The 18,946-nt window shown below is 46.2% G+C and carries 12 protein-coding genes; 4 read left to right on the top strand and 8 right to left on the bottom strand.

The annotated features are described in order from the left end of the window. The first annotated feature begins 130 nt into the window (after positions 1-130). Positions 131-2,461, top strand: coding sequence for a mechanosensitive ion channel family protein (locus tag B5Z18_RS01335; protein ID WP_159454140.1), 2,331 nt, complete (start codon positions 131-133; stop codon positions 2,459-2,461). Between the two features lie 43 nt (positions 2,462-2,504). Then, entirely contained in the window at positions 2,505-2,879 is a 375-nt protein-coding gene (locus B5Z18_RS01340; RefSeq protein ID WP_159454141.1) for a VanZ family protein, read from the top strand. Positions 2,880-2,932: 53 nt separating this feature from the next. On the opposite strand, the gene B5Z18_RS01345 is transcribed toward B5Z18_RS01340, so the two are convergent. The 8 genes from B5Z18_RS01345 to B5Z18_RS01380 all read right to left on the bottom strand — a co-directional run bounded on the left by B5Z18_RS01345 (position 2,933) and on the right by B5Z18_RS01380 (position 14,813). Next, positions 2,933-5,365, bottom strand: coding sequence for a GEVED domain-containing protein (locus B5Z18_RS01345; protein WP_079467616.1), 2,433 nt, complete (start codon positions 5,363-5,365; stop codon positions 2,933-2,935). A gap of 31 nt (positions 5,366-5,396) precedes the next feature. Continuing rightward, on the bottom strand, positions 5,397-6,884 hold the full coding sequence (locus B5Z18_RS01350) for an FG-GAP repeat domain-containing protein (RefSeq protein ID WP_079467617.1): 1,488 nt from the start codon (positions 6,882-6,884) through the stop codon (positions 5,397-5,399). Then, a complete protein-coding gene (locus B5Z18_RS01355) occupies positions 6,874-8,367 on the bottom strand; it encodes a RagB/SusD family nutrient uptake outer membrane protein (protein WP_143313462.1) in 1,494 nt (497 codons plus the stop codon). The genes B5Z18_RS01350 and B5Z18_RS01355 overlap by 11 nt, the downstream gene beginning before the upstream one ends. A 29-nt stretch (positions 8,368-8,396) precedes the next feature. Beyond that, a complete protein-coding gene (locus B5Z18_RS01360) occupies positions 8,397-11,780 on the bottom strand; it encodes a TonB-dependent receptor (protein WP_159454142.1) in 3,384 nt (1,127 codons plus the stop codon). Positions 11,781-12,077: 297 nt separating this feature from the next. Then, positions 12,078-13,268: a FecR family protein gene (locus tag B5Z18_RS01365; protein ID WP_079467619.1), complete on the bottom strand. Its 1,191-nt coding sequence runs from the start codon at positions 13,266-13,268 to the stop codon at positions 12,078-12,080. A gap of 88 nt (positions 13,269-13,356) precedes the next feature. Next, positions 13,357-13,959 (bottom strand): RNA polymerase sigma factor, encoded by a 603-nt coding sequence (locus tag B5Z18_RS01370; protein ID WP_079467620.1) that lies wholly within the window; start codon positions 13,957-13,959, stop codon positions 13,357-13,359. Positions 13,960-14,097: 138 nt separating this feature from the next. After that, positions 14,098-14,427: a TfoX/Sxy family protein gene (locus tag B5Z18_RS01375; RefSeq protein WP_079467621.1), complete on the bottom strand. Its 330-nt coding sequence runs from the start codon at positions 14,425-14,427 to the stop codon at positions 14,098-14,100. A gap of 5 nt (positions 14,428-14,432) precedes the next feature. Next, on the bottom strand, positions 14,433-14,813 hold the full coding sequence (locus B5Z18_RS01380; RefSeq protein WP_079467622.1) for a nuclear transport factor 2 family protein: 381 nt from the start codon (positions 14,811-14,813) through the stop codon (positions 14,433-14,435). 105 nt (positions 14,814-14,918) lie between these two features. Between B5Z18_RS01380 and B5Z18_RS01385 the strand changes: the two genes are divergently transcribed. Further along, entirely contained in the window at positions 14,919-15,326 is a 408-nt protein-coding gene (locus B5Z18_RS01385) for a winged helix-turn-helix transcriptional regulator (RefSeq protein WP_079467623.1), read from the top strand. A gap of 522 nt (positions 15,327-15,848) precedes the next feature. Continuing rightward, the gene (locus B5Z18_RS01390) at positions 15,849-18,944 is read left to right on the top strand and encodes a SusC/RagA family TonB-linked outer membrane protein (protein ID WP_079467624.1); all 3,096 of its coding nucleotides are present in this window, start codon (positions 15,849-15,851) and stop codon (positions 18,942-18,944) included. Positions 18,945-18,946: the final 2 nt, after the last annotated feature.

Consider the following 18,946-nt stretch of genomic DNA (forward strand, 5'->3'; position numbering starts at 1 on the left):
AATATCGTCGTCGTATTAATTTTAATAGCTAATGAGATATCTGCTGTTTTCATTACTTGTATTATGCCCCTTTCTATTGGCTGCACAAGCCGATACAATCAGCTTCAACAAACAGAATCTGATTCAGACTTTGAAAAAACTGAGCGTAACAGAATCTGAAAAAAGCATTAAAAAATATGAGCAGGAGAAGGTGATCAACCGGCAGCGGGCTACCCTGGAATACTTACAGGGCATTGACCGGCAGGCAAAAATATTCCTGAAAAGAGGCATCGACACCACTGCCTTTAATAAATTCATTACAGATGTAAAACAGTCGCTGGAAATTGTGAAAGATGGTATCCTCGTTAATAAGGGTACCAATCAAACACAACGCAACCTCGATGTATCTGCTTCCATACTGGATGAATTAAACGCCCGGGTTACGGATAAAAAACGGTTACTGCAAACTTATTCCCGAAGAGTAACCACCCTGAACGTCCAGATTGATTCGCTTTCCACCGACCCATCACTCTATGCGCTTCCGGAAGACTCCGCCGACATCATCAAGCATATCAGACGCATGTATGTTACCGCCAAGGGGATCGTTCCTGTCGACAGCGCCCTGGACAAAATTGCCACTATCATCGAAGAACAGCAGCTGAAAACAGATCTCCTTTTGTTTGATATCAATTCCACAAAAGAGGATATCGAGATCTATAGCGGCCATCTCTCCTCCCAGTCCTTTCAGAAAGAATTCCCTTTTATATGGCAGGACCCGATCTATTCCAGACCTCTAAAAGATATCATTAAGTTCTCCATTGCCAAGGAGACTATTACCCTCCTCTTTTATGTGGAAGATCATTTTATCAGGATATGCTTTATGTTTATAATGCTGCTTGGCTCGTGGTACTTTCTCCGCGCTTTAAAAAAACAATTACTGGAGTCGCCACATTCCAATGCCGACAACCTCGTTGTTGCCCATCCCCTGCCAGCGGCGATCCTTATTACCTTCTCCCTTTTTCAATTCCTGTTTGCATCACCGCCCTTTATTTTCAACTTTGCGCTCTGGCTGCCTGCAGCGATTTGCCTGGGGATCGTTTTCAGGAGCTACATCAGTGTTTACTGGCAGCGGTTCTGGGCAATCACCACCCTTCTTTTTGTATTGGCGTGCATAGATAATATGATTTTACAGGCTTCGAGGCCGGAGCGGTATTTTATGCTGGTGGTATCAATAGGAGGAAGCATTTTCATGGCTTCCTTATTAGCGAATAAAAAGAAAAGTGAACTGAAAGAGCGAAAGATTTTATACTTCATTGCTATATTCCTGTTATTTGAAATCAGTTCTTCCTTACTGAACCTGCTGGGCCGGTTCAATGTAGCAAAAGCACTCATGATCAGCGGGTATGTGAGTTTGATCATGGGGATTATTTTTCTGTGGGTGATCCGGCTTATCAACGAAGGCCTGGTACTGGCCTCCAGTGTATATAAACAGCCCAGCCGGCAATTATTCTACCTGAATTTTAACAGGGTAGGAAAACAGGCGCCGGCCATTTTCTATATAATACTCGCCCTGGGATGGATTGTAATAGTTGCCAGGCACTTTTATCATCTCAGGGGATATGCCGCTTCAGTTAATAATTTCGTGACCATGGAGCGAACCATAGGTGATTACAATTATTCCATTACCGGTATTTCCATTTTCATTCTTGTGCTGCTGTGTTCTTTTTTCCTGTCAAGACTCGTTTCTTACTTTGCCGCTGAACACGACGTACCTAATGATACAAACGGTACCCGGAAAAAATTCTCGCCCGGAAGCTGGCTGCTGGTTATCCGGATCTTTATCATTACAGCAGGACTGGTACTGGCATTTGCAGCAGCGGGTATTCCGATCGATAAATTCGTGATTGTTCTGGGCGCGCTTGGCGTGGGTGTGGGACTCGGACTACAGGGATTGGTAAATAACCTGGTAAGCGGTTTGATCATCTCTTTTGAAAAACCGGTAACGGTAGGCGATATCATTGAGTTCGATGGAAAAATTGCCACCATAAAATCCATCGGATTCAGAAGCAGCGTTGCTAAAAGTATAGATGGCGCTAATTTAATTATACCCAACGGCGACCTGCTAAGTCAGCATCTCACCAACTGGACAATGGGCAACAATTTCAGACGATGCCACTTAGTGGTGGGTGTTGCCTATGCCACGGATATTAACGTAACCCAAACATTACTAACCGATCTCCTGAAGGGAGATGAGAGAATCCTCTCCTACCCTTCACCCGGCGTATTTTTTAAAGATTTTGGCGACAGCGCTATAGAAATTGAACTGGTCTACTGGATCAGGGATATTAAAGAATATATGCTGGTAAGAAGCGATCTTATCGCAAAGATATTTGATGCCTTCAAAAAAGAGCATATCACCATCCCATTCCCGCAGCAAGACATACATATCAGGAATGGAGCACCAAAAAATGATATCTCCTGATTGCAGGAAAGGATATACATTTATTTACACCCAATTTCATCCGATGAACAAACGCTCCATCTACATTATCCTTCTTGCCATCATACTGCTGTTCACGCTCTATGAAGAGTTGAAACTAAGACCTTACTTATTAAAGCATCATATTACCACCTTTTACATAGCGGATTCCCTGCCCAATTTCCTTGCGGTAGTAGTCTTTTTCCTGGGATATATGGTGATAAGATTCCCTGTCGCCGAACAAAAAGTGGCTAGCCTGATTTTTGCATTTGTGGCCGGGCTCACGCTGTATGAAGTTTTCCAGTTGTGGATGCCCGGCCGGACCTTTGATGTAAAAGATGTAATTGCTTCTGTACTTGGAGGCGTGTTCTGCTACCTGGTATCCCTGATCGTTAATAAAATGAGCGGGGCAAAGGCGTAAGGTAAAGAAAGAAATAAACAAAAAAGTATCCCACTTTTTCATCTAATCCCCATCTATTTTATAACAATCTTTTGCGCCTGCCGGAAGCCAGGACTATCAAACGCCACGAGGTATAAACCAGGCTGAATATTACCGGTTTCAATCACAAATTTGTTCACTCCTTTCTCCACCCGGATGCTCCGGGTTAAAACAATGCTTCCATTCACACGGGTGAGACTTAGTTTTGCGGCGCGGAACGCAGTGCTGTTATACTGAACCACAAACCGGTCAACAGCCGGATTAGCATATACGATCATGGTGTTACCTGCCAGATCTTTCGTACTTTTTTGGCTCAGCGCCATCAACCTGTTATCCGCTTCCCCCGTGCCCAACATCATGATGGATGATGCGGTAATATTCAGTATAAAATCGTGCGTGGTTGTATAGTCGGCCTGGCCGCACGGCCCCGGATCTGTATTCCATGCATCATAATAGCGTATACGCATAGGTATTTTGCCCGTAGCCGCAGTAGCCGGAACGGCTAAGGAAGCTGCAATATTTAACATGGTAGCGCTGTTGTCCTGGCTGGCGTTGCCTACAGACAATACTGTTTCGCCTGCGTCCCCAAAGTTGCCGTTGTTATTCCAATCCACATATATTTTTGCCCTTGCCCATTTTGTGTTGGGGGTATTAACAATGTTCATATTGCAGGAGCTTCCCTGTGCCATGGTTATGGAGTCTGCCGTATAAATACCATAGCCATTGGGCGGGTAGGCACTGTTGGTGTAGCTGATGTTGTGTGCAGCGCCGGTGGTAGTGAAGGAGGTGATATACCGGTCCTGCGCGTGGCTTCCTCCGGCAGGCACACAAATCACGGGGGAACCGCCGCCACCGCCCTTCTGAAATTCAAGGTCGTCGAGTGTTACGGCACTGCCGCCGGTATTTGAAAAGGTTACTTTCACCGTTTTCATATTGGCGCTATACTCAGCGCCGGTGCTGAAATCAAGGGTTTGTTGCGTAAATGTTGACGATACAGCCGTGGTGAGTGAATATAAATTCTGTGAAGCACCGGTTACAGGCGTAATATTTTCAACCGTTGCTTTTAACGATCCGCTTCCGCTCATCCAGTACTTCAGCTGATAGCTGGTACTGTTATCAAGATATACATATTGTGATAACGTTTGACCCGCGGCCAGTACAAAGCAATTATTCCCTGATCTTTTTCCCACAGTGGAAACGGTGGCAGTTCCTTCCCAGGGAAACAGCTGGCTGCTGTATTCAGCGCCCCCGTTGGGCAGTTCATTGCCGTTTACAACCGGCCACTGATAGCCGCGGATATAATCCACTTCCATATTGGAGCTGTCTCCGGTACCATACATCCCCAGGAAAACATTCATAAAATGATTTGGCGATTTGATATTGCTTTTATCTGACCACTCCTTCACCAGGGTTCCGTTGAGATAGTATTTAATACTGGTGGGAGTCCAGAGCAGGCCATGTGTTGCCCAGTTGGTGTGGTTGGTTAAACTGGCATTATACGTTCCCAGGTTTCCCTGAAACGTTCCATCGGCAGCCACATTTCCATGTATGGTAAAAGGCGTGTACGTGGCGGTGGATGCATTCCCGCTTTGTTCAAAAACGTCTATTTCAAAAACCTGCCCGCGTGGCCGTACACCGGTAACAGGGCCGGTTTTTGAGGTAAACGTATTACCCGCCTCTTCATAATATTTAAGATCAGGACCGGGAGAATCAAACCAGTAGGCGGCATTGAGGTTTGCAGCCTGGCTGGTGTTATTCCGTCTTGCCCTGATTTCGAAGTAGCCTCCCCGTTTGTTATCGAGGTAATTTTCGTTTGAATTCCAGTCGTAGGTTTGTATCGAAGAAACTTTTCTTCCGCTGGTCCAGAACGGATCGGGCGCATTATTGGATATCAGCAGCAGGATGCTGTTGCCCGTCATTCTGTAGGAAGGTTGCGGCAATGTATTATTGCGCATTTTTGAATAGCTGGAAGTATCCCTGTAGTCGATCGTTGAATAATAGTTGGTACTCCATTTATTTCTGTTCAATAGCCCGTCATTAAATTCATCCTGCCAGAAAATCTGCATGCCCGCCGGAACACCGGCGGAACTGGGTATAGAAAGATTGGATGCTTCTACAGCATCGAGTACCCAGTTTTTGATAGTGGTAGCTGTTCCGGAAAGTGCCGTACTGCTGCCGGCGGCATTATATGCTTCTACCCAGGTATAGTAAGCGGTGGCCGGAACAACAGATGAAACATAGTACCGCGTTGTATTAACGGCAACGGTGGCATTGGGTACGGCAGGTTTGGAATTGGTGGTATTCCAGTAAATCTTATAGCCCAGTTCAGTAGCAGCGTTATCGGTCCATTCGAGCCTTATCCAGCTCCTGGTTCCCAACAACCGGAGGTTGGATGGTGAAGCAGGCACCTGTGCATTTGTAATAAGATATAAAAACAGCGATAGCGTTACCAGTAAGTTTTTTTTCATAATGGGATTGTTAGGTTAAAGTGAAATCGACTTAATATCGGTTCTCCCAAATAATAAATTCGGGACCATTCATCCAGTACTTCATCAAATACTGATTATTCCCGGGCTTTGCGGCCATATTGCCAGCTATGATATCCGGCTTACCATCTCCGTTAAAATCTTTTACATCCATACATACCCACCGGCCCAGGCCAGCCACTTGTTTATCAGTATGTAATTCAAACTTCCCTTCTTTCTTTTGCAGCAGGTAAGTAAGCGCCAGGTCGGGGTGTTGCGCAAAATCGGCGAAGAAGCTGATGGCAGCGAGATCCAGGCGACCGTCTTTATCAAGATCCACCGGCACCGCTTTGTAACAGCCATAAAGCGGCTGGAAGAAAACCTGGCGGTAGGTATTACCCATGTTCCTGAAAATATAGATGCCATGATAAGGCTTCAGTACCGGCGACTGATCCGCATTATCGCCACACGTAAAAATGATATCCCGGCGGCCATCACCATCCATATCGGCCAGCTGGAAGTAAGTGGCGCCGTATGAAGGCGGGAATGTAAGTACCTCTTTTAATTCAAAGTTTCCATTTCCTTTGTTGAGTAATTGGAAGATGCCTTCTTTCCCTTGTGCAAACAGTACCCAGATATCTTTTTTGCCATCGCCATCAATATCTTCTACATACATTCTTTCGGCGCCGGGGAGGTTAACGATCACCTTCTTACCGGCTTTGGTAAATATGGACAATCCGCCTTCCATAAAACCAAACTCGCACACTACTAATTCATCATCCAGCATCAGCGATTGTACCGGCCGGTAAAGCCCGTCATATAAAATTTTCCTCTTTACAATTTTATTGGCAGCGATGGTAATTTCTTCCACGGCGCCATTCCGTGTTACGCCGCCCGGATTAAGACTTCCTATATGTGTGAGCAGGTAACGCCCTGCACCTGCCGGTGCCATATCTACTACGGTGCTGTTATCAAGGCTATCCAACTGGCGTAACGCCGGATCTGAAACACGGAGGATATGTTTATTAATATCGGATTGAAACAGCAACTTTGCTTTTTCATCATAGTAAATACATGATGTAAAAGACGCTGATTTTTTCGGAGGTAATTTCAGGGAGAAGTTATTGCCGGGCAGCCGAACAGGGAATTCCGGCTGGGCAATTTCTTCCGGCGCCAATGTGGTGTACCAGGCCACAATTTCGTTCCAGTCGTCCAGTGGAATAGCCGTTCTCATGGAAGCAATGGCCGGGTCACGCAGCTGCTGCAGTGCGGGCGGCAGCAGCTTGTACTCCCCGCTGCGGTCTTTATAAATATCCGCAAAGGCGCCCATAGTTGGCAGTACGCCATTCGCCCAGATATGCACGGGCAACAGATCCGGTTCAGGGAACTGATGACAGGAGGAACAATACTTTTCCGCGATGGCCCGCCGGTGATCTGCCTTATTCCCTGCGCATCCGTAAAGTAAAATTAAAGCAACGGACCAGACCAGTGGCAGGTCCGTTGCTTTAGTTTTAGTACCCATTATTTTGTTTGATAACACCCTTGGACTCGTCGATTACTTTCCGGGGCAGCGGATACAATACAAATTCCGGTTTGGCGAATATAGAGCCTTCATCTTTTGCGTGTTGTATAAAGGTACCCCACCGGATCATATCTTCCCGGCGGCTTCCTTCACACCACAGTTCAAAGAACCTTTCATCCATGAGTTTTTTCCTGAACGCATCCTTAGTAAACTGACCGGGTAAATAAGTGACTACACCCGCGCGGGTTCTCACTGCATTCACCAAATCGTAGGCTTCCTGTACGGGGCCCTGGGTTTCGTTGATGGCTTCCGCCATCATCAGCAACACATCTGCATATCTCCACACTACAATATCAGTTCCCTGTGCTTCGCTGATAGCGCCGGGATCGGGACCATATTTCATGGGAATGGCGCCAATATAATTATTTGCACGGGCGTCGAATGTGGCGCCACCGGAAGTGGGCCATTTAGCCAGTAAAACGCTCAGGCGTTTATCGTTCTGATCAAATTTGTCGTATGCTTTCCAGGGCATTTTATATCCACCCCATTGTGTAATGGTAAGCCCTTCGGGATCTACATAGTTACCGGGCATACACATGGCCAGCCATAGGTTATTATTCACCGACGCATCAAACCTGCACGGGATAGCCAGTATTATTTCCTGGTTGTTGCCTTTGTTGGCGAAAGTGAAAATATCCTTGTAATTCTTTTGCAGATTGTGGCCATAGGTTTGTAATTGTCTGCCGGTACTGATGACAGCTGTCCAGTTTTTTTCATGCAGGTATAATTTCATCAGGCCCATGAGACAGATGTCTTTTGTAAACCTGCCATAATCGGATGCGGCCTGTTCGCTGGCTTTTGGTAATCCCTCCAATCCTTCCTTATAGTCTTTTTCTATCTGGGTTACCATCCATGCGGCGTCGGGCCGGGGAATAGACGGTGCAGTAGGATTGGCTGCTTCTTTGGCATCCAGCCGGATTGGCACCGGGCCGTAGTAATTATAAAGAATCCAGGAGTAATGAGCGCGCAATGCTTTGAGTTCTGCGATATACCTGTTTTTCAGGGTTTCATCCATCTGCACGCTTTGTATTTTATCGATGTCAATAGCAATTTCAGAGATCACGGGCATCAGACCGTTGTAATGATTCAACAGCTGCGAAAAATCTTCCGAAAAATTCAGCTGGTTAAATTTACGCCAGCCATCCCAACCCCAGGAACACACCAGTTCATCTGTGGTGAAACTGCTCTGGGCATTCCAACCTTCATTGGCGGCGCCCCAGCCGCCTCCGTAAAAACCGGCATTGAGCATACCGGCATACATACCGGTAACTGCTGCTTTTACATCTTCTGCGTTAAGAAAGAAGGTGGAAGACGAATAGCGGTCGTATGTTTTTTCTTCCAGCGCCTTTTCGCAGGAAAAGCCGGCTAAGGAGAAAAGGAAAATTATCAGTAAAGCGTATCTGTAGTTATTTGGATATTTCATTTCTATTCCTTTTAAAATGAATAAAGTGGCTAGAATCTGGCATTCAAACCAATAGTATAAGAACGGGACATGGGATATGCCAGGTAGTTCTGCAATTCAGGATCAATTCCCCTGTAAGAAGTAATAATGAAAGGATTCTGCACATTGGCATAGATCCGTAAGCCGCTCAATACATTTTGTTTTGCAATCATTTTTCCGCCGAAAGTGTAGCCCAGGGTGATATCCCTGCACCGGAGGAAGCTGGCATTTTCCAGCCAATAGTCGGAGTTGGAAGCATAGCTGGCGTAAGGATCATTGAGCCCGGTCGGGTACTTCGCATTCACATTATCGTACGACCATCTGTCTTTTGCAATGCTCAATACGTTCCAGCCAAATTGTCCGAGCTGGGCATATGTGCTGAATGCGGATGCATAATCCGAATTATATTTCTTCTGAATAAAGCCATACATAAAAATGCTCAGGTCAAAATTCTTATAGCTGAAACTATTGTTGAATCCAAAGCTGTAGCGGGGGCCGTCGATACCAAGCAGTACCTGGTCGGCAGAAGAAATTTTACCATCAGGTTTCCCGGTAAGATTACCGGCATCGTCGTAGCCATTTAAGTCTTTTACCACAATGCCGCCCGGCAGGATGCCCGGCATACTGGCAGGAGCAGCTTTATCGCCCTTATAGATTCCATCACTGATATAGCCATAGATACCGTTGAACGGACCATCGGGGGCAATATATTTTGCCAGTGATCGTAAAGCATCCGGGGATCTCCTGACCCAGGAGTTATAGTAATGCGACAAATTAATAGTGGTAGACCAGTTAAAGCCTCCGGGTGTTACGCTCACAATATTTTTGGTATTCAGACTCGCATCCCAGCCGCGGCTGCGGGTTTCACCTGCGTTACCCGCCACGCTTGACACCGGGAAATCGGAAGCCAGCGGCACGCTCTGCAACAGGTTCACAATTGTTCTGTTGAAATAGTCGAATGAACCTCCTACCCTGTTGTTAAACAACTGGAAGTCCAATCCAACGTTCACATCCCGTTGTGTTTCCCAGCTTAAATTATCATTACTCAGCTGGCTGAGGGAAACGCCGGGTAAACTGGTACCTCCAAACACGTAAGAGGTATTGGCTGTATAGTAGGAGAATGCGCTTCCGCCGATGTTACTGTTACCGGTGGTACCATAACCTGCCCTTAACTTCAGAAAGCTGATTACCGGGAGGTTATTTTTCAGAAAGTTTTCTTCAGAGATGATCCAGGCTGCTGAAACGCCGGGGAATGTGCCCCATTTTTTGTTGGGTGCAAAGTTGGAAGCGCCGTCCCTTCTGATGCTGGCAGTCAGAATATATTTATCTGCAAAATCATAAATTACCCTGCCAAAATATGATTTCCAGATACGTGTAGGATTCCTGTAAGAGCTTACGCCGGGTCGTGGTGCGGTACCATAGCCGATGTTATTAAACAGAAAATTATCCGTCGGGAACCGGTCGTTATAAAGTCCTAAACCATCCCAATCGCTTACCTGGTAAGAATGCCCGGCCAATGCCTGGATATTGTGTTTTTCCCCGAAGCTTTTATTATAGTTGATGGTGAATTCTGAAATTTTGGAGACAGAATTATTTTCGTTGATAGATGCCTGTCCTCCTGCGCGTGCGCCATAGAGGAAGGTTTTAGGCAGATAGGCATACCGTTTCCCGGACGACTGATCATAGCTGTAATTCATTTTGGCTTTCAGGCCGGGGATCACCGTCCACTCCGCATAACCGGAAGTAAGGAGGCGGCTGCTTTTGGTATAGTCGGTGATATCCAGGAAAGACAGCGGGTTAGGTGAGTTCTGGTAATCCGGGTTGATGAGATAGTTACCGGCAGCATCTTTGAGCGGCATATTTGCCGGGTAATAAAATGCGGATAATACCATTCCGGAATATTCATTTGCCTGCGTGCCTACGTTGGCATTAATGGCATTGGATCCGGAAGCGATCACATTTACGCCCACTTTTATATTTTCGCCTACTCCCTGGTCAAGACTGATCCTTCCATTGTACCGTGTAAACGCTGAGTGTTCCAGCACGCCCTGCTGATCCAGGTAGTTGCCGGATACATAGTAACGTGTTTTATTACTGGCGCCGGAAAGGGAAATATTATGCTGCTTTGTATAGCCTTTCCTGGTGATCGCATCTATTGCGCTGGGTAATAAAGCGGTGGTATCGATCTGTGTTTGTGTATACTTTGGAATATAGGGCGTTACAGTTGCCGGATCAGTGCTGCCATAAGGAGCAATCTTATTACTCAGCATCCATTGTTCCAGTCCTATTTTGTTACGTTGCTCCATGTATTCTTTCGTATTCAGGATATCATAAAACCTGATGATGTCCTGGAAAGCGTAGCTTCCGCTGTATTCGATATGAGGTTTGTCTCCTTTACCCTGTTTGGTAGTAATGAGCACAACACCGGCGCCGGCCCTGGCGCCATAGATCGAAGTAGCCGAAGCATCTTTCAGAAAATCGATCGATTCAATATCGTTGGGGTTAATAAAATTGAGCGGCGACCGGTCAACGCCGGAGCTGCCATACCGCGTGTCTGAAGAAGGTTCGGCGGCATTATCGTTAATGATCACCCCATCTACCACGTACAACGCCCCCGGAGAAGCAAACGATGGGTTGCTTCTTATCTGGAGATTGACGCCGGCGCCTGGCTGTCCGCTGCTCTGGATGGCGGAAACACCCGCAGCGCGACCTGCCAATGCCTGTACCACATTGGTAGAAGCGGCCGTATTCAGTTCGGCAGTTTTTACAGAAGAAACCGCACCGGTTACATTCTTTTTCTTAACCGATCCGTAGCCAATTACTACTACCTCCTGTTTTTGCTCGATAGCGGCTTTAAGTACAATCTTAAGTTTTGTATTACCATTCAGCGGAACTTCCTGTGTTACCATCCCGATAAAGGAGAAAATAAGTGTACGGGAAGAATTATCAGGCACGCTGAGGGAGAAGTTACCTCCTGCGTCGGTGCTCACGCCCAGCTTCGTTCCTTTCACCTGGATAGACACGCCCGGTAACGGCGCTCCGTTTTCATCTGTTACTTTGCCGGAAACTTCCACACGCAGCGGCGCCGTGCCGGTTGAACCGGCAACATTCCGGCTAACAACAATCACGTTGTCTACAATACTATAATGAAATGGCTGCCCTTTTAAACTCAGCTCCATCACTTCCGGCAACGAGGCGTTATCTACATGGATATCCACTTTCCTGGCTTCTTTCAGCAGGTTAACATCATACCAGAAAGAGTACCCGGTTTGTTTTTCAATTAATGAAAAGATCCGTTTAAGCGACAGGTTGCGCTCATTCAGCGTCACTGACTGGGAACGGGCGCTGGCCGATATTCCCGTGCTGATAACAATTAACAGGACCGCTAGCTTCATAATTAGCAGTTTTTTTATTTTTTTCCAATTAAAAGGGATACTTAAGCTGTTCCCCTCTGAGCGGGGGAATTTTTCTTTCCGAAAAGCCTGCAATTTCATACTTTTGGTTGTTTGGATATTAAATGAAAGATTTCTGACAAGGGAATCCCGTTTAGTTCAGGCGCCGCCGCTTCATCTCGCACATGAAGCGGCATTTTTTTGAACTATTACAATAAGTAGGTGGAACAGGACCATGACTATCCTGAGTACATTATGAAAATTCTGGCTGACATAGCTTTTGGTTGATATTAATTTGTGCTATCGGGATTTAATGATGATCTTATTACCTGTAATTCTGAAATTGATGCCACTCAACTCTAACACCTTCATCATCTGTGATACTTTGGTATTACGGGAAATGCGTCCGTTATAACGGCCATCCGGTAACGGGCCATCATACTCCACATCGAGGTTATACCATCTTTCTACTTCCCGCATGATCTGGCTGATATTTGCTTCTTCAAAAACAAAAAATCCGTTCTTCCATCCCATTACTTCATCAAGATTTACGTGATCCGAAAGCGTAATCTGTCCATCTTTCCCAACAAGTGATTGCTGCCCGGGTAACAGCAGTTTTGTATTAGCGCCCTGTTTCACTTTTACGGCGCCTTCCAGCAAGGTGGTTTTTATATCTGTTTCGTTATTATATGCGTTGATATTAAAATGCGTACCCAGCACGGCTACTTCCATACTTCCGGCTTTACAGAAAAAAGGAACCGGAGCGCCTTTTACTACCTGCTTTGCCACTTCAAAATATACTTCCCCCGTGATCTCAACCCGGCGTTCGTTGTCTGAAAAAGCAACAGGGAAGCGGATAGAAGAAGCGCTGTTCAGCCATACATTGGTGCCATCAGATAATGTAAGTTTAAAGATGCTGCCACGGGGCGTTGCCACCTTATTGTAGATGGGATCACCGGAGCCGTTTGTTCCGGCAGCATAGGAAAGATGTCCGGGCGCCTTGCTGAGATTAACAGTTCCCTGCCGCGTGATAGCCCCGCTGCCGGCGCTGTCGAGATTCACGGTGTTACCATCTGCAAGTATCAGCACCGCCTTGTTGGCGGCAGGCAATGCATCACCCTGGGGTGGTACATGCGCTGAAACGGGCGCAGTACGGCGGGCAGAGAAATGCGACCATGCCCATCCTGCTGAAACCAATATTAATACGGCAGCGGCAATCTTTACAAAATTGAAGATCTTAGTTCTTTTGCCAGGAGCCTCCCCCTGGATAATCTTATTATACATGAACTCCCAGTCAATTTCGGCGCCATCCTCAACGGCCCCGGGACCTTCGAAATCCTTGTCCAGTATATTGTTGAACAACTCCCTGACAGCGGGGTTTTCCAGGTAGCGGAACAGCTCCTGCATTTCTTCAGGAGTACAGCGTTTCCGCGTATATTGCTGTAACAGGTACTGCAGCCTGTCATAAGTGGGAATTACCTTTTCTGTCATAAAACGTGCGGGTGGAAATTACTTCCTCCACTATATAGACTGTTGATAAAAGCAACCGTACCGGTTGAATTCAAAAAAAAATGCTTTTTTATAAAAAGAGAGAAAGCAGGATACCCATGATCAGCACAGAAGATTCGTACTGGCTACTCATATAAGTCCTGATATAACGGAGGATTTCCACGAGGGAATTCTTAACGGTAGGCACGGAAATGCCCAGTTTCACAGCTATTTCCTGGTTACTTAGTCCCTCCCGCCGGCTTAGGTAGTAGATGGATTGCTTCCGGCTGGAGAGGCCGTTAACCGCCTTTTGGATGATATTGGCGGTTTCAGCTACCAGTACTGCCTGTTCGGTATAATCGCCGCTTTCATGAATATTTGCCCATACCTGTTCATGCAAACGCTTGTTCCTCGCCACCCGTGAGAGGTGATCAAACACCTGGTTGCGTGTCATGGTATAAATATACTTTTGCGGGAGCTGGATATTGGTAAGGTTTAACCTGTTTTTCCAGATTTTCAGGAATACATCCTGGACTACTTCCTCTGCATCAGTTCTGGAATGGGTGAACTGGAGAGAGAACGCGAACAGGCGCAAACGGTAGCATTCAAAAAGCTCTTTAAAGGCCAATTCATCTCCTTCAGCAATATGCCGGAAGAGCGCTAGTTCACTGTTTAGCTCATTTTCTTTTTTCATTAAGTTCACTGTACAAGGTAAATTTAGTCCTTTTTTTCTTATCACAAAATTTGCCTTGCAGAACAGATAATATGCATAATTCGCCGGTGACTAAATTTGAGGCCATCCTGATTCACATTACAATAATGGGAAATATTTTCACGCCGGCTTCCCGTTCTTATTAAATTCCAGCGCAAGCGCTACCCAGTAATTAAAATCCTTTTTTGTGCTGAGATGATCCTCATTTACATATACAAATCCCTTGTATTCCCGTCCTTTCATGATCACGGTACGGCAGCCATCTTTTTTAACGGCTTCCGCATGAATAGCGGGATCAATGCGGCACATCATCTGGCCGGGGCCTGCTGTCAGGCACATTTTACCATTCACCATAAACGCAATCCGGCCAAACATCTTCTTCTCTTCAACATGCGGTACCGCTGCGAGTGCCTGCCGGATTTTGTCTGCCAGCTTTTCACTGTAAGCCATGAAAATTATTTTGGAATGTTCCTGTCAAAAGTAAGCGTATCAAAGAAGATAGTCAGTGAGTCGAGCTTCCCGTTCTTTGCTTTCCAGATCTCCGCTACATCGCCATTAATGCTTGCGCCGTTGGGAAATATAAAGTCGTAGTTTCCGATCACGCAGGCATTTTCACCATCTACAATCATTTCTTTTACGCGCATCGTTTTAAACGCCCGTGAAAACCTTTTAATAACTTCTATGTAGGCCGCTTTTCCTACGGCCGGCGCCGATTTTGTCATGTCGCCGCCAATAAATCTGAAGTCGTCAGAGATAACCTGCTCCCAGCCTTCTTTCTTAGCAAAACCATTGTAATAAATTTCGAGTAGTTGTTGGGTTGACGTGGAGTTTTCCATTTTTTCTATTTTTAAGAATCAGGAATCGCAATTTTAGTTATTGCATTTTGCAAGTAAAAATAATAAAGTTATTGTAATTTGCAAGTACTTTTAAAATCAGGCGGTATGGAAAAAGTCAGATCAGATTGTCCCATTAGTTGTTCCCTGGATGTTTTTGGAGACAGGTGGTCCCTCCTTATCATCAGGGATATTATGCTCAGGGGGAAATTGTCTTACAGCGAGTTCCTGGAGTCGGAGGAAAAGATTGCCACCAACATCCTTGCTAACAGGCTGAGCGTACTGGAAGCGGAAAATATCCTTTCAAAACGGGTATCGCCGGCGAATAAGTCGAAGTTCATTTACAGTCTTACCCCAAAAGGAATAGACCTGTTGCCCATCATCATTGAAATAATGGATTGGGGGGCAAAGTACCATATAAACTGCCCGCGGAAGGAACTTGGAAAGAAGATTAAAAAAGATAAAGCCGGGGCTATCAAAGAGTATTTTGCAAAGCTGAAGAAGCAGTTTTCCTGATATGCTATTTTGAATAGTTGCATATACCAGGCCCAGGCATATGCCATTTCGGGATAACCCGTAGATAAGCCGTATATAAGCCGTATATGAGCCGTAGATAACCCGTACCTGTAGAGATACGACTTACCTATGCCTTATCATTGTTTTTGCTATGGATATGGTAGGTCTATCTCCTGAAACACCCTTATCTGTAGCAAGGATGGCTACCGTAAACAAAAGGAGCCGGCAATACATTGCCAGCTCCTTGATTAATCCTCCCTTACGGGGATTTTTATTTTAACCCTCATCTTAAAAAGCAAACTAAAAAAAGGAGAATTTACTATTAACACCAAATACTTTTTGCCCTTACCTTAGTAAAAGTTTATGCTTATTGAGAATCGTCACTTTTAGTAACCCGTATTATGTAGTGCAACCAAAATCATAGTTCGTACCTATTTGCAAACAAGATCCTGTAACATCCTGTAAATCTAAACACGCGTATTATTTCAACCAAATATCAAGTTTCATTTAAAACAACAGAACATGAGAAATCCTCTCCGGCTATTGGCGATACTATCGCTGATACTCCTGATGTTGCCCAACACTGCTTATGCACAGGAACAAAAACTTATTACCGGCATTGTGTTAGCCGATGACGGTAATCCCCTGCCCGGCGTTACCGTCAGAATAAAAGGCAGCAACCGTAACACACAAACAAATGCTACCGGCCAATACCGCATCGCGGTAACTCCGGGAGAAGTCCTGGAATTTTCTTTTATCGGCTATGAAACCCAGAGTATCCCTACAGGGAAAAACCAGACGATCGACGTTAAAATGCTGACGAGTTCCAGCTCCCTTGAACAGGTGATTGTAACGGGTATGGGTATTAAAAAGGAGAAAAAAGCATTGGGCTATTCCGTACAGGACATCAAATCCGCCGAACTGCTGAAAAACAAAGATCCTAACCTGGTGAATTCCCTCAACGGTAAAATTGCCGGCCTCAACATTACTAATTCCGGTGGCGCGCCCGGCGCTTCTGCATCCATTATCATCCGTGGTGGTACCTCACTGGAAGGAAACAACCAGCCGTTGTTTATCATCGATGGTATGCCCATGGATAACTCCACAGGACAGGGCGATAACAGCGCCTTCGATGGTTCTATTAACCAAAGTACTACCTATAGCAACCGTGCGATGGACATCAACCCGGAAGATATTGAGTCTATTTCTGTATTGAAAGGCCCCGCCGCTGCCGCGCTTTACGGACTCCGTGCTGCTGCCGGCGCTATTGTGATCACTACCAAAAAGGGTACTACCGGTAATGTAGCCGGCTCCGTTACCAGCCGCTATATTACCAACTGGGTAAACCGGCTGCCTAAACAGCAAAGCATCTATAAACAAGGATCCAACTACAGCGGCACCTTTACCGATCAAACAGCAATGTCGTGGGGAAATAAATTTGAACCGGGAGAGAAGATCTATGATAATATGAAAGATTTCTTCCAGACAGCCAATGCGTTTGATAACAGCTTCACCATTTCAGGAGGTACTCCCACCGGCAATTTCTATCTTTCCGGTTCTAACCTGAACCAGTCGGGTGTGGTGCCTTCCACAGACTTCAACCGCTCCACGGTGCGGTTTAACGGTGAACAGAAAATAGGCATTTTTACTTTCGGAGTGAACGCTACCTATGCCCGGAGTGAAACGCAGAAAACACTTACCGGAAGCGGGTTATGGGCCTCCGGCGGTTCCGGCTATATGGAAAGCATTGTTGCCTGGCCACGGAACGATGACATGAAAGTATGGCTGAATGCAGACGGCTCCAAACACAGGCTGCTGCCCGACATCCCGCTGGATACAGACATCGACAACCCCTACTGGATCATTAACCGCAATCCGCAGTCGGATAAAACCAACCGCTTTATTGGTTCGGCGTATGTAAATGTAAAAGTAACCAGCTGGTTCGACGCTACCTATCGCCTGGGCATAGACAACTACTATACGCAGCTGCGGAATTTAATTTCTCCCGGCTCCAGTGTTAAAGAGGGCTGGCAAAAAGGGATGCTGTCTGAAACAGACCGGAACTACAATTACATCAACTCCAACCTGATGCTGAACTTCCATAAAACCTTTCATAAAGACTGGGATGCCAGCCTGCTGTTGGGTACTACTACAGAAGACAGCTACACAAAATCCAATTCTGCCCGTGCAGAAAGTTTCCAGATACCCTCGTTTATCAGTATTAACAATGCTGCCAAAGAAAACCAGTACATCAGCCAGGGAATCAGCCGCAGACGGCTGGCCGGCTTCTATGGCGACTTACGGCTATCGTATAAGAACATTGTATTTGTGAGCGCTACCGGGCGTAACGACATTGCCTCTACCCTGCCGCCTCAGAACCAATCGTTCTTCTACCCTTCATTAAGTGGAAGCCTCGTATTTACAGAGCTGATTCCTAAAAACAATATCCTGAGCTTTGGTAAGCTGCGCGCTTCCTGGGCACAGGTGGGTAAAGATGCTCCCACCTACCAGACCAACACTTACCTGTTTGGGCCTGAACTCACTATTGGCGGTGGCTTCCGCAACTACTGGTCGAGAGGAAACGATAACCTGAAACCGGAAACTACTACCTCCACAGAATTTGGCACCGAAATGCGTTTTCTCAACGGCCGCCTGGGATTTGATTTCACCTGGTATGTTACCACCAGCCGCGACCAGATCCTGACGCCCCGTGTGAGCAATGCCACCGGTTATATCCTCAGTTCCGTGAACACCGGTACCATTGAAAACAAGGGTATTGAAATATCTATTAATGCTACTCCGGTTAAAAAGAAAGATTTCAGCTGGGACGTAATGCTCAATGCTTCGCATAACAACGGTGTGGTAAAATCCCTGCCGGGCTCCCTGCCTATTTTATATGTAACAGATGTACATCTCGCAGTTGGCCAGGCTGCTTCCTTTGATGGTGGCGTGTTTATGGGCGTAAGCGGTTCCGTATGGCAGAAAGATGAAAATGGCAACCTGCTGCTCGACTGGAATACCGGCTACCCCATTCCCACTACTTCCCTTACTACGTATATAGGTAACCGTGAGCCCGACTTTCTCGGCGGCTTGAATAACAGTTTTACCTATAAGCAATTTAACTTTTCCTTCCTCTGGGATTTCCGGGTTGGCGGAGATGTGTTTAATGGCACCGACTACCTCCTTACGTCTTATGGCCTGAGTGAACGCACCGAAAACAGGAACAGCGAAATCACCTTCACTGGTGTAGCAAAAAATCCAACCAGCGGAAAGTTTGAGCCGGTAACTAAAACAGTGGCGGCTTCAGAAAAATACTACCGCGATGTATATGTAAAGAACGCCCCGTTTTTCCTGGAAAAAGTAAACTGGATGAGGCTCCGTTCTGTGTCCCTCTCCTACTCGCTTCCCAGAACATGGCTCACCGGCGCACGCTGGCTGAGAGACGCCACGGTAACGGCTACCGGCACCAACCTGCTGCTGCTGACCAACTACTCCGGCATGGACCCTGAAACCAGTACTGCCGGCGCCGGCGTAATAGGTTCCGGCTCTTCCGGCATCGACTATTGCGGCGTGCCTGCCACAGCAGGATTTGCCATTGGTTTAAATCTTAAATTCTAAAC

Source organism: Chitinophaga ginsengisegetis, from assembly GCF_900168065.1.
Classification (GTDB): Bacteria; Bacteroidota; Bacteroidia; order Chitinophagales; family Chitinophagaceae; genus Chitinophaga; species Chitinophaga ginsengisegetis.

What these genes read in the sequence shown, in the direction of transcription:
- B5Z18_RS01340 (WP_159454141.1), top strand. Translation starts at nt 2,505, where the DNA reads ATGAACAAACGCTCCATCTACATTATCCTTCTTGCCATCATACTGCTG.
- B5Z18_RS01345 (WP_079467616.1), bottom strand. Translation starts at nt 5,365, where the DNA reads ATGAAAAAAAACTTACTGGTAACGCTATCGCTGTTTTTATATCTTATT.
- B5Z18_RS01350 (WP_079467617.1), bottom strand. Translation starts at nt 6,884, where the DNA reads ATGGGTACTAAAACTAAAGCAACGGACCTGCCACTGGTCTGGTCCGTT.
- B5Z18_RS01355 (WP_143313462.1), bottom strand. Translation starts at nt 8,367, where the DNA reads ATGAAATATCCAAATAACTACAGATACGCTTTACTGATAATTTTCCTT.
- B5Z18_RS01360 (WP_159454142.1), bottom strand. Translation starts at nt 11,780, where the DNA reads ATGAAGCTAGCGGTCCTGTTAATTGTTATCAGCACGGGAATATCGGCC.
- B5Z18_RS01365 (WP_079467619.1), bottom strand. Translation starts at nt 13,268, where the DNA reads ATGACAGAAAAGGTAATTCCCACTTATGACAGGCTGCAGTACCTGTTA.
- B5Z18_RS01370 (WP_079467620.1), bottom strand. Translation starts at nt 13,959, where the DNA reads ATGAAAAAAGAAAATGAGCTAAACAGTGAACTAGCGCTCTTCCGGCAT.
- B5Z18_RS01375 (WP_079467621.1), bottom strand. Translation starts at nt 14,427, where the DNA reads ATGGCTTACAGTGAAAAGCTGGCAGACAAAATCCGGCAGGCACTCGCA.
- B5Z18_RS01380 (WP_079467622.1), bottom strand. Translation starts at nt 14,813, where the DNA reads ATGGAAAACTCCACGTCAACCCAACAACTACTCGAAATTTATTACAAT.
- B5Z18_RS01385 (WP_079467623.1), top strand. Translation starts at nt 14,919, where the DNA reads ATGGAAAAAGTCAGATCAGATTGTCCCATTAGTTGTTCCCTGGATGTT.
- B5Z18_RS01390 (WP_079467624.1), top strand. Translation starts at nt 15,849, where the DNA reads ATGAGAAATCCTCTCCGGCTATTGGCGATACTATCGCTGATACTCCTG.